We start from the raw sequence: 14,120 nt of genomic DNA on the forward strand, positions 1-14,120 counted from the left end.
GCTAAGCCTGATGTTTCGATTAGGGCATCATCGATGCGCCGGTTCATGTTGGTGCATTGCATAACTGACGCCGGTGTTCCGCAAGGAACTTAATCGGGAATGCGGTGCGGGGGCCTGGCCCCTTATTCCGTGGCTGTCCCTGCAACTGTAAGCGGATAGCGCGATGCACGAGCCCATGAGGGCAGCCACTGGACAGAGCGTCCGGGAAGGCGTGCATCCCGCAACGACCCGCGAGCCAGGAGACCTGCCGGCGTTTCGGTCGCTCTTGTCCTGACCCAGGGATTGGTCATGGCACGGTCTCTCTTCCGTCTGGGCGGCGAAGCGTGTGGCTGGGGCTGCACGGCCGCGTGGTGTCGGGCGCCTGTCGCGCCTGCCTGCCGCCTCGCGCCGACCGGCGATGCCGGCAAGCCCCGCCTGGTTGCGTCCCGGCGCGCGGAGGATGTGCCTGTGAGCCAGACCGGCGCGGGCAGGGATAGGGCGACCGCGAACCATGCGGGGGCCCACGGGCCGGCCGTTCGGGGCTGGTGTCCCGATGCCTGGCGCCCGATGGCGGCGGGCGACGGGCTGATCGTGCGCGTGAAGCCGCGCCTCGGCCGTCTTTCGGCCGACGATATGGCCGGGCTGGGCGAAGCGGCGATCGCCCATGGCAATGGCCTGATCGACATGACCCGGCGCGCGAACCTCCAGATCCGCGGTGTGCGCGACGAAAGCTGGCGCCCCTTGCTCGACCGGCTGCTCGACCTGGGCCTGGTGGACGGCGATGCCCGGCGCGAGGGCGCGCGGATGCTGATGATCGCGCCGGACTGGCGCGAAGGCGACGACAGCCATCGCATCGCCAGCCAGCTGCTCGATCGCCTGAACGAACTGCCGGATTTGCCGGGCAAGATGGGCTTCGTCATCGATGCCGGCGCCGCGCCGCTCATGTCCGGCGAAGCGGGGGATTTTCGCATCGAGCGGGCGCGCGATGGCGGCCTGATCTTACGTGCGGAGGGGCGGGCACAAGGCGTGCCGGTGGATAGCGGCGGCGAAGTGGATGCGCTGCTCGCGCTCGCCCGATGGTTCGTGGAGAGCGACGGCGCGCGCGCGGGGCGCATGGCCCGGCATGATGCGCCCCTGCCGGATTGGGCAACGGGCACGGCAGAGGCCGCGTCGCCACGCCCGCGACTGGTCCCCGGCGCATGGGATGGCGGCTTGGCCTATGGCCTTCCCTTCGGCCGGATCGACGCGCGGCATCTTCTCGACGCGCCGGCCATGCGGCTGACCCCATGGCGCATGCTGCTGGCCGAAGGACAACTGCCTGGCCTGTCCGCCGACGCTGCCGACCCGCTGATCCATGTGGAGGCCTGCCCCGGCGCACCTACCTGTCCGCAGGCGAGCGTGGAGACGCGCGACCTCGCCCGCCAGTTGGCCCCCCATGTGGCGGGCCGCCTTCATGTCTCCGGCTGCGCCAAGGGCTGTGCCTGTGCGATGCCGGCCGACATCGTGCTGACGGGGCGGGACGGGCGCTACGACCTTGCCTTCCATGCCCGCGCAGGATCGGCGCCCGTCCGTCCTGACCTCACCGCCACCGACCTTCTTGCCCATTTCGGAGCCTGTTGATGCCCCATGATTATGAGAGGGACGGCGCGGCGATCTATCGCCAGTCCTTCGCCACCATCCGCGCCGAAGCCGACCTCGGGCGCTTTGCTGCCGAGGAGGAGCCGGTCGCCGTGCGCATGATCCATGCCGCAGGCATGGTGGACCTTGCGGCCCATATCCGCTTTTCGCCGAGCTTTGCAGCGGCGGCGCGGCAGGCCCTGGCCGCAGGGGCGCCGGTGCTGTGCGATGCGCGCATGGTGTCGGAAGGGGTCACGCGTGCGCGCCTGCCCGCCGACAATGCCGTGCTCTGCACCCTGCACGACACCGCCGTGCCGGACATGGCGCGGGCGATGGGCAATACCCGGTCCGCCGCCGCGCTGGAACTGTGGCGGCCGCATCTTGCCGGGGCGCTGGTTGCCATCGGCAATGCGCCCACGGCGCTGTTCCACCTGCTCGACATGCTGGAGGATCCGGCCTGTCCGCGCCCCGCGGCGATCATCGGCTGCCCGGTCGGCTTCGTCGGTGCGGCGGAATCCAAGGCGGCACTGTGGGCGGCGCAGCCCGTGCCCTGCTGCGTCGTCGACGGCCGGCTGGGTGGCAGCGCAATCACGGTCGCGGCGATCAATGCGCTGGCGAGCCGCGCGGAATGAGCGGCACCGTCTATGGCGTGGGCCTCGGCCCCGGCGCGCAGGACTTGCTGAGCGTGCGCGCGGACCGGCTGGTGCGGGGGGGACGGCATGTCGCCTATTTCCGCAAGGCCGGTCGGCCGGGGCAGGCGCGCCGCATCGCGCAGGGCATGCTGCGGGACGATGCGATCGAACTGGCGATGGAATATCCGGTGACGACCGAAATTCCGCTCACCGATCCGCGCTACAATGACTGCCTTGCCGCCTTCTATGCCGATTGCACCGGCCGGCTGCTGGCGATCGCGGAGGCGGGCGAGGATGTGGTCGTCTTGTGCGAGGGCGATCCCTTTTTCTACGGCTCCTTCATGCATCTGCACAGCCGGCTGGCGGGTCTGGTCCCGGTTGAAGTGGTCCCCGGAATCATGGGCATGTCGGGTGCCTGGAATGCGACCGGCCTGCCGATCACCTGGGGTGACGATGTGCTGACCGTGGCGATGGCGACGCTGCCGGAAGAGGAACTGGTCCGCCGCATCCGCGATACCGACGCGCTGGTGGTGATGAAGATCGGCCGCCACCTCGCCAAGCTGCGCCGCGCGGTGGCGGCGGCCGGGCGCAGTGATGAAGCATGGCTGGTCGAACATGCCGCCATGCCGGAACAGCGCGTGACCCGGCTGGCCGATGTTGACAGGGTGACGCCCTATTTCTCGATCCTGCTGATCCACGGCCAGGGGCGCCGGCCATGAATTTCGCCGCGGGAGAGGGGGGCTGGATCGCGATCGCGGGGCTCGGGCCGGGGGACGAAGCGCTGGTGACGCCGGAGGTCGACGCCGCGCTGGCTGCCGCGACCGACGTGGTGGGCTATATCCCCTATGTCGCGCGGGTCGCGCCGCGTGCGGGGCTGATGTTGCATCCTTCGGACAATCGGGTGGAACTGGATCGGGCGGCCCATGCGCTGGAGCTGGCGGCGCAGGGGCGGCGGGTCGTCGTCGTCTCCTCGGGCGATCCGGGCGTCTTTGCCATGGCATCCGCCCTGTTCGAGGCGCTGGAGGCCGGACCCGCTCCCTGGCGCGACATCGACATTCGCGTGCTGCCCGGCATCACCGCGATGCTGGCCGCCGCGGCGCGTGCGGGCGCGCCGCTCGGCCATGATTTCTGTGCGATCAACCTGTCGGACAATCTCAAGCCCTGGGCCCTGATCGAAAAGCGGCTGCGGCTGGCGGTGGAGGCGGATTTCGCCATGGCCTTCTACAATCCCCGGTCGGCGTCGCGGCCGGAAGGGTTCGTGCGCACGCTGGCGCTGTTGCGGGAGCTTTGTGGCGACGCGCGCCCGATCCTCTTCGCCCGCGCCGTGACCACCGCGCAGGAGACATTGCATATCGTGCCGCTGGGGCAGGCACGCGCGGACATGGCGGACATGCGCACCATGGTGATCGTCGGGTCGAGCCGGACCCGCATCATCGAGCGGGCGCGCGGGCCGATCCTCTATACGCCGCGCGGCATCCCCGACGAGGCGGCGGGATGAGCGATCCAGTCGAGCACATCCTCGGGCCGGTGGAACTCCTGCCGCTCGGGCAGCGGCGGCCGGTCGATCATCAGCACGCGCAGGCCCAGTGCGCGCGCGGCGTTCAGCTTGGCGGCTGCGCCCGTGCCACCGGCATTCTTGGCGACGATCAGGTCGATGCGATGGTCCCGCAGCAAGCTGGTGTCGTTCGCCACCGTGAACGGGCCGCGATCCACGATCAGGGCATGATCGGGCAGGGGCGGCACTGCGTCCGGCGCATCCACGAAGCGCAGCAGATAATGATGCTGGGGCTGGGCGGCGAAGTCCTCCACATGCATGCGCCCCAGGGCCAGCATGATCCGCTGAGGCGGGCCGTCGAGCGCGGCCACAGCCGCTGCCATGTCCGGCACCGTGGTCCAGCGATCGCCGGCGACCGGCGTCCAGGGCGCACGGGTCAGTGCGGCATGGGCGATCCCCGCCCCATGCGCAGCCGCCACCGCATGGGCGCTCATCGTCGCGGCAAAGGGATGGGTGGCGTCGACCAGATGGGTGATGCCTTCCGCGCGCAGATGCGCGACCAGTCCCGCCACCCCGCCAAAGCCGCCGACCCGCACGGGCAGGGGTTGTGCCCGCGGGCTGGCCGTGCGTCCGGCATAGCTGAAGGTCGCGCGGATGCCGCGCGCCGCCAGCAAGGCCGCCAGCGCGCTTGCCTCCGTCGTGCCGCCCAGCAGCAGGATATTGGGCATGGATGACATGAATTCTCCCCCCTGGTTGACGATCGTCGGCATCGGCGAGGACGGGATGGACGGCCTGTCTGCGGCAAGCCGCGCGGCACTGGCGGCGGCGGACCTGGTCATGGGGCCGGCCCGGCACCTCGCGCTGCTGGGCGGGATTAGCGCGCCGATGGTCGAATGGCCAGTGCCCTTCGCGGACGGGATCGCGCGGCTGCTGGCGCATCGTCGGCGGCCGGTGGTGGTGCTGGCGTCGGGCGACCCCTTCTGGTTCGGCGCGGGCAGCAGCATCGCGCGCCATCTGGAGGCGCATGAATGGTGCGCGCATCCCGCGCCCTCCACCTTCGGGCTGGCGGCGGCGCGGCTGGGCTGGGCGATACAGGATGTCGCGTGCCTCGGCCTGCATGCCGCGCCGCTGGATCGGTTGCGTCCGCACCTCGCGTCGGGCGCGCGGGCGCTGCTGCTGCTGCGCGACGGGGCGGCGGTGGCGGGACTTGGCGCCTGGTTGTCGGCCAGGGGATTTGGCGCGTCGCGCCTGCATGTGCTGGAAAGCCTCGGCGGCCCGCGCGAACGGATCCGGTCGATCGAGGCGGGGGCGACGATACCGGCCGACATCGTTCATCCCGTGGCGGTCGGGCTGGAGGTCGCCGGTGACGGCCCCGTCCTGACCGTCGCCAGCGGTCGTCCCGACGCGCTGTTCGACCATGACGGACAGATCACCAAGGCGCCGGTGCGCGCCCTGACCCTGTCGGCGCTGGCGCCCCGGCCGGGGGACTATCTGTGGGACATTGGTGCGGGGTCGGGATCGATCGCGATCGAATGGCTGCTGGCCCATCCCGCCAATCGCGCCTGCGCGGTGGAGGCCGATCCGGCCCGTGCGGATCGCGCCCGCGCCAATGCCCGTGCGCTGGGCGTGGATCGGCTGGAGCTGATGATCGGTCGCGCGCCGGCCATGTTGCCCGATGGCTTGATGCCGCAGGCGGTCTTCATCGGTGGCGGTTTGTCGCAGGCGCTGCTGGAACGGCTGGAGGCGCTGCTGCCACCCGGCACAAGGCTGGTGGCCAATGCCGTGACATTGGAGTCGGAGGCGCTGCTGGCACTCTGGCACGGGCGGCGGGGCGGCAGCCTGCTGCGGATCGAACTGGCCGACGCCGCGCCGCTCGGCAATCGCCATGGCTGGCGGTCGCGCTATCCGGTGGTGCAGTGGAGCGTCACGCTATGATCGTTGCGGGCTTCGGTTTCCGTGCCGGCGCGACCACCGCGTCCCTGCGGGCGGCGCTGGTGGCGGCCGGCGGCGGACGGGATGTCACCCATCTCGCCACGCTGGCGGACAAGGCCGGGGGACTGGCGGAACTCGCCGCGCAACTGGCCCTGCCGCTCATCCCCATTGCCGCCGATCGCCTCGCCTCCCTGCCCATCATAACCCGGTCGCCGGTCTCTCTGGCCGCGCGCGGCACCGGCAGCGTCGCCGAGGCCTGCGCCCTGGCCGGCGCGGGGGAAGGCGCCCGCCTGCGCGCAGCCCGCAGCCTTTCCCCCGATCGCATGGCGACCTGCGCCATCGCTCAAGGAGCATCATCATGACCGTCCATTTCATCGGCGCCGGCCCCGGCGCGCCCGACCTTCTGACCCTGCGCGGCCGCGATCTGATCGCGGCCAGCCCGATATGCCTCTATGCCGGGTCGCTGGTCCCGGCGGAGGTGCTGGGTCATTGTCCGCCCGGCGCGCGCATCGTCAACACCGCGCCCATGGACCTGGACGCCATCATGGCGGAGATCACCGCCGCCCACGCCGCCGGGCAGGATGTGGCGCGGCTCCATTCCGGCGACCTTTCGGTCTGGTCGGCCATGGGCGAGCAGATCCGCCGCCTCCGGGCGCTGGATATCCCCTTCACCGTGACCCCCGGCGTGCCCGCCTTCGCTGCGGCGGCCGCGGCGCTGGAGGTGGAGCTGACGCTGCCTGAACTGGCCCAGTCGCTCGTCCTCACGCGCACGCCGGGGCGCGCCAGCACCATGCCGCCGGCCGAGAGCCTGACCAATTTCGCGGTGACGGGCGCGACCCTGGCCATCCATCTGTCGATCCACAATCTGGCGCAGGTGGTGGCCGATCTCACCCCTGCCTATGGCGTGGCCTGTCCGGTCGCGGTCGTGTGGCGGGCAAGCTGGCCCGACCAGCGGATCGTGCGGGCGACCCTCTCGTCGATCGAGGCGGCGGTCGCGGGCAGCATGGAGCGCACCGCCATCATCCTGGTCGGCCCGGCGCTGGATGCGGCGGATTTTGCCGAAAGCAGCCTCTACGCGCAGGGCTATGACCGGCGTTTCCGGCCCCAGCATGCCGGATCGCGCTACGCCGGGTCGTCCGAGTGACGGTGCCGGGCCTGCTCGTTTCGGCGCCCGCATCGGGCACCGGCAAGACGACCGTCACGCTCGGCCTGCTCCGTGCGCTGCGCGACGCGGGCGTGACGGTGCAGCCGTTCAAATGCGGGCCGGACTATATCGACCCGGCCTTCCATCGCGCCGCCTGTGGCCGGCCGTCCTTCAACCTGGACAGTTGGGCGATGGACGGCGCGCTGCTGGACCGGGTGGCGGCCGAGGCCGGCGATGCCGACATGACCGTGGCCGAAGGGGCGATGGGCCTGTTCGACGGGGTGGCGGGGCGGGGCGCGGCCGGCCATGGCACCGCCGCCGACGTGGCGCGCCGCATGGGCTGGCCGGTGCTGCTGGTGCTCGACATATCCGGACAGGCGCAATCCTGTGCGGCGACGGCGCTGGGCTTTGCCCGTTTCGATCCCGATGTGACGATTGCAGGCGTCATCCTCAATCGCGTGGCGAGCCCGCGCCATGAGCGGCTGGCGCGCGCGGGGCTGGCGGCGGCGGGCATTGCGGTGTTCGGCGCCTTGCCCCGGCACGCCGACCTCAGCCTGCCCGAACGGCATCTGGGGCTGGTGCAGGCCGGCGAGCAGGAGGGGCTTGATCAGGCGCTGGAGCGCTATGGCGCACTCATGCGGGAGCGGGTCGATCTCGCCGCGGTTCGGGGCGCGGCCCGCGCGCACGGCATCAGGGCCGGCGGGCGCCTGCCCGATCCCCCGGCGCAGCGGATCGCGGTGGCGCAGGACGTGGCTTTCTCCTTCCTCTACCCGCATCTTCTGGAGGGCTGGCGACAGGCCGGGGCGCAGATCATGCCTTTCTCCCCGCTGGCCGATGAGGCGCCAGCGGAGGATGCCGACCTGATCTGGCTGCCCGGCGGCTATCCCGAACTCCACGCCGGGACCATCGCTGGCGCGCAGCACTTCCTGACGGGGCTGCGCCGCCATGCCGAGGATCGGCCGGTCCATGGCGAATGCGGCGGCTATATGGTGCTGGGCGAGGCGCTGATCGACCGGGACGGCACCGCCCATCGCATGGCCGGGCTGCTCAGCCTTGTCACCAGCCATGCGGACTGCCGCCTGCATCTGGGCTATCGACAGGCGGAACTGCTGGCGTCTGTTGCGGGGCTGCGCGCCGGGACCATGTTGCGCGGCCATGAGTTCCATTATTCGACTATCATGGGCCAGGATGACGCGCCGCTGATGCGGGTGACCGATGCCGATGGCGCGGCGGTCGCGGAAACCGGCTCGCGGCGCGGCTGGGCCAGCGGTTCCTTCTTCCACATGATCGCGAGCGCATGATGATCGACCTGCACCTGATCGGCATCGGCACCGGCAACCCCGATCATCTGACGGCCCAGGCAGTGCGGGCAATGAACGGCGCCGACCTCATCCTGCTGCCGCGCAAGGGCAGCGCCAAGTCCGACCTTGTCGACCTGCGCCGCACCATCTGCGCGGCCGTGCTGACGCGGGCGGTGCGCGTGGTGGAGTTCGACCTGCCCGTGCGCGATGCGCGCGGCGACTATATGGGCGGCGTCCAGGACTGGCACGATGCCATCACGCTGGCCTGGGCCGGACAGATCGCACGCCACCTGCCCGATGGCGGTCGCCTTGCCCTGCTGGTCTGGGGCGATCCCTCCCTTTATGACAGCAGCCTGCGGATCGCCGACCGGCTGGCGGAGAGGGGGCTGGCGATCCGGGTAAGCATCGTGCCGGGCATCACCAGCCTGCAGGCGCTGACCGCGGCCCACGCCATCCCGCTCAACCGGCTCGGCGCGCCGGTCGTCATCACGACCGGGCGCCGGCTGCGCGACGATGGCTGGCCGGCGGACGGCGACAGCGTCGCGGTGATGCTGGATCAGGGCTGCGCCTTCGACGCGCTCGATCCCGCCGGCATCCATATCTGGTGGGGCGCCTATCTCGGCATGGAGCATCAGCTGCTGATCGAAGGGCCGCTGGCGGTCGTGCGGGACAGGATCGCGGGCCTCCGCGCGCAGGAACGGGCCCGGCATGGCTGGATCATGGACATTTATCTGATGCGCAGGGGAACATGACCTTGATGGCTGCTTGTTCAACATTACCCACCGCTACGTAAGCGCACCGTCTGGACTAAGAAACGCTGACCGCGGAAGTGGCTGTTGCGCATCCTGTTTGGACCGCTTCAAATGTGGTGATCGGTTCTACTGATTGAATGTCACGTCTTCGCTATCGTGACGTGCCGGCTCTGGCGCATCATCAGCCCCGCCGTCGCCACCGCCGGAACAGCGATAGACCCAGCACCCCGCCGCCCACCACGGCCGCGATCGCGCCGCCGGCCGAAGCCAGCGCCCAGGCCCCGGCGGCCAGCAGGCCCGTCAGGAAATCGACGATGATGAGGGTGAGGTGGATCATGCAGGAAGGAAGACGGCGCTAAGCGCCAAGTTCCTTCGCCTCCTGATATTTCAGCTCCAGAAAACGATTCTGCGTCGCCAGCTTGTCGAGGTCGCCGCTTGCCAGCTGCTCGCTCATCCGCCCGATCTCCGCATCGATCACCGACAGTCCCTCGATCAGCTGCGTCTCGGGCACGCGGCCATTGCGTTCCTCGCGGCGCAGCGGCGCGGGGATCGACTGATAGCCGGTGACCAGTTCGGGCAGGTGGTCGGCCAGCAGCTTGCGAATCTCGTGCGCGGCCGGGTCTTGCTCGCCCAGCCGTTCGAGCTGCGGCGCCAGCGTCTCCAGCTTGACGCCGATGCTGTCGACCAGGGTGACCGCCGGCGCGGGCAGCGCCTTGCGCTGGTTCTCCAGCCAGATTTCGGTCTTCAGCGGCAGGGCGGTCAGCGCCGTGTCTGCCAGCTTGTCCGGGCTGACCGCCCGCTCGCCCGGCAACAACGCGAAGAACAATGTGGTGATCAGCAGCAGGCCGAGCACGATCATCACGCCACTGGTGCCCAGCGGCATGAACCAGCCCGCGACCATGGCCGCGATGATGATCGCGAAGGCGGCGCCAGCGATCCGGCCCAGCCGCCGCATGATCGACGCGTTGCGCCGTTCGCGCGCGCGGCTGGTCAGGCTCTTGCCGCGTTCGCTATGGCGGCGCAGCACCGCCTCGGCATCGGCCAGCACGCGGTCGGACCGGCTCATGCCATCAACTCCGGGGAAAGGGGCAGGGTGGGGCGCATCCTTATCCCTCGATCGCGCTCAGCAGCGGGTTTTCCGCGCGCGCTTCCTTGGCGGCCTGAGCCTGGCCCTCGGACCGGGCGATATAGCCCTTGGACTTTTCCACCTCGTTCGACAGCACAGTGACCGTCGTCTTCATGTTTTCGAGCGCCTTGAGCTTGAACGTGTCGATATTGTCCATCGTGTCGTAGATATTCTGGAAGGCGCGCTGCAGCGTCTCGATCGGGATGGTGCTGCTGGCGGCCTGCTCGTGGATCTGCGCGGTCTGGCTCTTGAGCAGTTCGCCGGTCGAATCAATGATATTGGCCGTCGTGGTGTTGAGCGCGGTGATCTGTTCCAGCACCAGCCGCTGGCCGACCAGCGCCTGCGCCACGGTCACGGCGGTGCGTAGCGCGGCGACGGTGGTGGTGCTGGCACGATCCACGCCCTTCACCAGCTCGACATTATTCTTCTTCACCAGGTCCAGTGCCAGATAGCCCTGCACCGTGACCGCCATCTGGGTCAGCAGATCCTGGGTGCGCTGGCGGATGTAGAAGAGTGCGCTCTCGCGGATCGCCTTGGCCTTGGTCGGATCAGTCGAATCCAGCTCCAGCGCTTTGGTCTCGAGGCGCGCGTCCATGGTCTTGCTGATGTGGATCATCTGCTCCAGCTTGCCCATGGTCTGCCACATATTCTGGCGTTCCACGTCGATCGCGGCATTATCCTTGATCAGCACATCCTTGCCGCTGGCGAGCGATCCCAGGATCGAATTGATATGCGTCTGGCTCGATTTGTAGCTGTCGAAATAGTCGCGCATCTTGTTGCCGAACGGGATGATGCCGAACAGCTTCTTGGGCGCGGTCAGGCTGCCGCGCTTGCCGGGGTCCAGATCCTCGACCGTGCGGCGCAGTTCAGCGAGGTCCGCCCCGACCTTGTTGTCGCTGTCCATCGCGCGCACCGGGCGGTCGAGAAAACGGTTGCTGTGCCCGGCGGCCTCGGCGATTTCCTTGCGGCCCATATTGGTCAGCTGGTCGACGCGCTGGCCGAAGGCGGGCGAATTGGCGTCCTGCGCCACCAGATCGTCGATGAAGGCGTCGACCTTCTCGTCCAGCTTGGATCGCTTGTCGTCGTCGATCGGCACCAGTCCCGCCGCCTTTTCGGGCGCGACCACCGGCACCGGATCGGGCGGCGTCAGGTTCAGCGTATCAGCGGTCGCGGTCGGCGCGGTCGAAGCCATGTCATCTCCCAGGGGCCAGATCGGCCTGACTGTCATATGTGCATAAAACAGTAAGGCCGCAAGTCTCTCTCCGTCCAGATATAGGCGCTCGGGCCATGCCATTGCAATCGGGGGGCGTCTGGTTAGCATGGCGCAAAGACCAGAGGAGAGTGAATGACGCAGCAGGAAGGGCATGCCCCGGCTGATGCACAGGCCGCGATGATCGCGGCGGTGGCGGCCGATCCCCGTTATGGTGAACTGGTGGCGCGGCGGGCGCGGCTGGGCTGGTGGCTGTCGGCGATCATTTTCACCGCCTTCGTCGGCTATCTCGCGCTGATCGCCTTCGACAAGGCGCTGCTGGGCATGCCGATCGGCGACGGCGTCACCTCGATCGGCATTCCGATCGGTCTTGGCCTCATCCTGCTCGCGATCGCGCTGACCGGCCTCTATGTCGCCTATGCCAACCGCCATCATGATGCCCAGATGGCCGCGATCCTGAAGGATCATGGCGCATGAGGGCGCGGCTTGCCGGCGCGCTCGCCATTATGCTGCTGCCCGCTCCTGCCTTCGCCGCCGCGCTGGAGGGGGAGGCGCAGCGTCAGCCGATCAACTGGGTGGCGATCGCGATGTTCGTCGCCTTTGTCGGCCTCACCCTGTGGATAACCAAGGCGGCCGCCGCGCGCACCCGCACCGCGTCGGACTTCTACACCGCGGGCGGCGGCATCAGCGGTTTCCAGAACGGCCTTGCCATGGCGGGCGACTATATGTCCGCCGCCTCCTTCCTCGGCATATCGGCGCAGATCTTCACCGACGGCTATGACGGCCTCATCTACTCCACCGGCTTCCTCGTCGGCTGGCCCATCCTGCTGTTCCTGATGGCGGAGCGGCTACGCAACCTTGGGCGCTTCACCTTTGCCGATGTCGCCTCCTACCGTTTTGCCCAGCCGCCGGTGCGCAGCTTCGCGGCCATCTCCACCCTGCTGGTGGTCAGCTTCTACCTTATCGCGCAGATGGTGGGCGCGGGGCAGCTCATCAAATTGTTGTTCGGCCTGCCCTATGCGGTGGCGGTGGTGATCGTCGGCGCGCTGATGATGTTCTATGTGCTGTTCGGCGGCATGCGCGCGACCACCTGGGTGCAGATCATCAAGGCGGTGCTGTTGCTCGGCGGCGCCAGCTTCATGGCGCTGATGGTGCTGGCCCAGTTCGGCTTCTCACTCGAAGCCCTGTTCGCCCGCGCGGTCGAGGTGAAGAGCGCGGCTGCACAGGCCGCCGGTGCCACCCCGGCCGAAGCCGCGGCGAAGGGCCGGGCGATCATGGCGCCGGGTGGTTTCATCAAGGATCCGGTCTCGGCCATCTCCTTCGGCCTCGCGCTGATGCTGGGCACGGCCGGCCTGCCGCACATCTTGATGCGCTTCTTCACCGTCCCGGATGCCAAGGAAGCCCGCAAGTCGGTGCTGTGGGCCACCGGCTGGATCGGCTATTTCTATATCCTCACCTTCATCATCGGCTTCGGCGCGATCATCCTGGTCGGCACGGATGCCGGCTACAAGATGGCCGACGGCACGCTGCGCGGCGGCGGCAACATGGCGGCGATCCATCTCGCCCATGCGGTCGGCGGCAATGCGTTCCTCGGCTTCATCTCGGCGGTCGCCTTCGCGACCATCCTGGCGGTGGTGGCGGGGCTCACCTTGTCGGCCGCCTCGGCGGTCAGCCATGACCTTTATGCCACGGTGCTGAAACAGGGACGGGCCAACTCCGCCGACGAACTGCGCGTCTCGCGGATCACGACCCTGGCGCTCGGCGCGCTGGCGGTGCTGCTGGGGCTGGTGTTCGAGAAGCAGAATGTCGCCTTCATGGTCAGCCTCGCCTTCGCGCTCGCCGCGTCGGGCAATTTCCCGGTGCTGATCCTGTCGCTGCTGTGGAGCGGCTGCACCACGCGCGGGGCGGCCTGGGGCGGCACGATCGGACTGCTGACGGCCTTCGTACTGACGCTCCTGTCGCCGGCTGTGTGGACCACCACCTTCGGCCTTGGCCCGGCACCTTTCCCCTACAGCTCGGCGGCGATCTTCTCGGTCCCGGCCGGCTTCATCGCCATCTGGCTGATCTCCCGGCTTGACCGATCGCCCCGCGCGGCGGTGGACAAGGCGGGCTATCCGGCCCAGCGGGTGCGGGCGGAAACCGGCATCGGCGCCTTCGCCGCCAGCGACCATTGAACCTTCTCCTCCCGCGCCGCGTTCGGCGCGGGAGGAGAGAGGCCATGGACGAACAATTGACAGCGGCCGCCGACATGGCGGCGCATCGCCAACCGGCATTTCCGGGCGAAAGCGCGGACTATGCCAAGGCGCGGCAGGATCTGCTGGCGGCGGAGATCGAATTTCGCCGCCACATGACCCGCCTGACCGCCCAACGCCAGGCGCTGCCGCCCGGCCCGCTGATCACGAAGGATTATCGCTTCAAGGACGAACAGGGCTTCGAGGTCGGCCTGATCGACCTGTTCGGCGACAAGGATGTGCTGGTCAGCTATTATTGGATGTACGGGCCGGAACGCGAGCGACCCTGCCCGATGTGTACCAACTGGATCGGCGCGGTCGATGGCAATGCCGCCGACATCAAGCAGCGCGTCGCCTACAAGATATTGAGCCGCAGCCCGGTCGAACGGCAATTCGCCTTCGCGCAGGAGCGGGGCTGGCGCAACACCGACTTCATCCAGACGATCGGCGACGATTATGCCCGCGATCTCGACCTGCTCCAGCCGGACGGCGAATATCCCGCGCTGATCGTCTATCGCCGCGACGGCGATCAGGTGCGGCTCTTCTGGATGAGCGAGATGGGTCGGGAGATGGCCGATCCGGGCCAGGATCCCCGCGACGCGCCCGACATCGCCGCGCTCTGGTCGATCCTCGACCTGACGCCGCAGGGCCGGCCGGCCGACTGGTATCCGAAGCTGCGCTATTGACCTTCGCCGTCATCC

General features: G+C 69.0%; 16 protein-coding genes and 1 riboswitch. Of the genes, 12 read left to right on the top strand and 4 right to left on the bottom strand.

Annotation, left to right across the window (positions count from 1 at the left end; all coding sequences use genetic code 11):
• Nucleotides 1-54 precede the first annotated feature (54 nt).
• Nucleotides 55-266, top strand: a riboswitch (cobalamin riboswitch).
• A 280-nt stretch (nucleotides 267-546) separates the two neighbouring features.
• The 4 genes from VHN57_RS23735 to cobJ are packed head-to-tail and all read left to right on the top strand — an operon-like array spanning nucleotide 547 to nucleotide 3,726.
• Nucleotides 547-1,599 (top strand): cobalamin biosynthesis protein CobG, encoded by a 1,053-nt coding sequence (locus VHN57_RS23735; RefSeq protein WP_423286122.1) that lies wholly within the window; start codon nucleotides 547-549, stop codon nucleotides 1,597-1,599.
• Nucleotides 1,599-2,228: a precorrin-8X methylmutase gene (locus VHN57_RS23740; protein ID WP_278987498.1), complete on the top strand. Its 630-nt coding sequence runs from the start codon at nucleotides 1,599-1,601 to the stop codon at nucleotides 2,226-2,228. Before VHN57_RS23735 ends, VHN57_RS23740 begins: the two co-directional genes overlap by 1 nt.
• Complete coding sequence (gene cobI, locus VHN57_RS23745) at nucleotides 2,225-2,947, top strand: precorrin-2 C(20)-methyltransferase (protein ID WP_125987629.1); 723 nt, start codon at nucleotides 2,225-2,227, stop codon at nucleotides 2,945-2,947. The genes VHN57_RS23740 and cobI overlap by 4 nt, the downstream gene beginning before the upstream one ends.
• Complete coding sequence (gene cobJ, locus VHN57_RS23750; RefSeq protein WP_278987500.1) at nucleotides 2,944-3,726, top strand: precorrin-3B C(17)-methyltransferase; 783 nt, start codon at nucleotides 2,944-2,946, stop codon at nucleotides 3,724-3,726. The genes cobI and cobJ overlap by 4 nt, the downstream gene beginning before the upstream one ends.
• Here the strand turns inward: cobJ and VHN57_RS23755 are convergent.
• The gene (locus VHN57_RS23755; RefSeq protein WP_125987676.1) at nucleotides 3,687-4,451 is read right to left on the bottom strand and encodes a cobalt-precorrin-6A reductase; all 765 of its coding nucleotides are present in this window, start codon (nucleotides 4,449-4,451) and stop codon (nucleotides 3,687-3,689) included. The two genes, cobJ and VHN57_RS23755, sit on opposite strands and share 40 nt — an antisense overlap.
• Between VHN57_RS23755 and cbiE the strand changes: the two genes are divergently transcribed.
• The 5 genes from cbiE to cobF are packed head-to-tail and all read left to right on the top strand — an operon-like array spanning nucleotide 4,450 to nucleotide 8,852.
• A complete protein-coding gene (cbiE, locus tag VHN57_RS23760) occupies nucleotides 4,450-5,658 on the top strand; it encodes a precorrin-6y C5,15-methyltransferase (decarboxylating) subunit CbiE (protein ID WP_278987501.1) in 1,209 nt (402 codons plus the stop codon). The genes VHN57_RS23755 and cbiE overlap by 2 nt on opposite strands.
• The gene (locus tag VHN57_RS23765) at nucleotides 5,655-6,017 is read left to right on the top strand and encodes a cobalamin biosynthesis protein (protein WP_278987503.1); all 363 of its coding nucleotides are present in this window, start codon (nucleotides 5,655-5,657) and stop codon (nucleotides 6,015-6,017) included. Before cbiE ends, VHN57_RS23765 begins: the two co-directional genes overlap by 4 nt.
• Complete coding sequence (cobM, locus tag VHN57_RS23770) at nucleotides 6,014-6,799, top strand: precorrin-4 C(11)-methyltransferase (protein ID WP_278987505.1); 786 nt, start codon at nucleotides 6,014-6,016, stop codon at nucleotides 6,797-6,799. Before VHN57_RS23765 ends, cobM begins: the two co-directional genes overlap by 4 nt.
• Complete coding sequence (locus VHN57_RS23775; protein ID WP_278987507.1) at nucleotides 6,796-8,100, top strand: cobyrinate a,c-diamide synthase; 1,305 nt, start codon at nucleotides 6,796-6,798, stop codon at nucleotides 8,098-8,100. The genes cobM and VHN57_RS23775 overlap by 4 nt, the downstream gene beginning before the upstream one ends.
• Entirely contained in the window at nucleotides 8,100-8,852 is a 753-nt protein-coding gene (gene cobF / locus VHN57_RS23780; RefSeq protein ID WP_423286124.1) for a precorrin-6A synthase (deacetylating), read from the top strand. Before VHN57_RS23775 ends, cobF begins: the two co-directional genes overlap by 1 nt.
• A 181-nt stretch (nucleotides 8,853-9,033) precedes the next feature.
• On the opposite strand, the gene VHN57_RS23785 is transcribed toward cobF, so the two are convergent.
• From VHN57_RS23785 to VHN57_RS23795, 3 genes are read right to left on the bottom strand one after another with little or no spacing between them, the layout of a single operon-like run.
• On the bottom strand, nucleotides 9,034-9,189 hold the full coding sequence (locus VHN57_RS23785; protein ID WP_004210133.1) for a hypothetical protein: 156 nt from the start codon (nucleotides 9,187-9,189) through the stop codon (nucleotides 9,034-9,036).
• 18 nt (nucleotides 9,190-9,207) lie between these two features.
• Entirely contained in the window at nucleotides 9,208-9,918 is a 711-nt protein-coding gene (locus tag VHN57_RS23790; RefSeq protein WP_037506305.1) for a hypothetical protein, read from the bottom strand.
• A 40-nt stretch (nucleotides 9,919-9,958) separates the two neighbouring features.
• Nucleotides 9,959-11,170: a toxic anion resistance protein gene (locus VHN57_RS23795; RefSeq protein WP_278988754.1), complete on the bottom strand. Its 1,212-nt coding sequence runs from the start codon at nucleotides 11,168-11,170 to the stop codon at nucleotides 9,959-9,961.
• A 153-nt stretch (nucleotides 11,171-11,323) separates the two neighbouring features.
• Here VHN57_RS23795 and VHN57_RS23800 point away from each other — a divergent pair, with 153 nt between their 5' ends.
• The 3 genes from VHN57_RS23800 to VHN57_RS23810 are packed head-to-tail and all read left to right on the top strand — an operon-like array spanning nucleotide 11,324 to nucleotide 14,105.
• Complete coding sequence (locus VHN57_RS23800) at nucleotides 11,324-11,665, top strand: DUF485 domain-containing protein (protein WP_423285866.1); 342 nt, start codon at nucleotides 11,324-11,326, stop codon at nucleotides 11,663-11,665.
• Complete coding sequence (locus VHN57_RS23805; protein ID WP_423285868.1) at nucleotides 11,662-13,362, top strand: cation acetate symporter; 1,701 nt, start codon at nucleotides 11,662-11,664, stop codon at nucleotides 13,360-13,362. The genes VHN57_RS23800 and VHN57_RS23805 overlap by 4 nt, the downstream gene beginning before the upstream one ends.
• Before the next feature lie 44 nt (nucleotides 13,363-13,406).
• A complete protein-coding gene (locus tag VHN57_RS23810) occupies nucleotides 13,407-14,105 on the top strand; it encodes a DUF899 family protein (RefSeq protein WP_270092143.1) in 699 nt (232 codons plus the stop codon).
• Nucleotides 14,106-14,120 lie beyond the last annotated feature (15 nt).

The organism is Sphingobium salicis subsp. salicis (assembly GCF_049472635.1).
GTDB classification, from domain to species: Bacteria; Pseudomonadota; Alphaproteobacteria; order Sphingomonadales; family Sphingomonadaceae; genus Sphingobium; species Sphingobium yanoikuyae_A.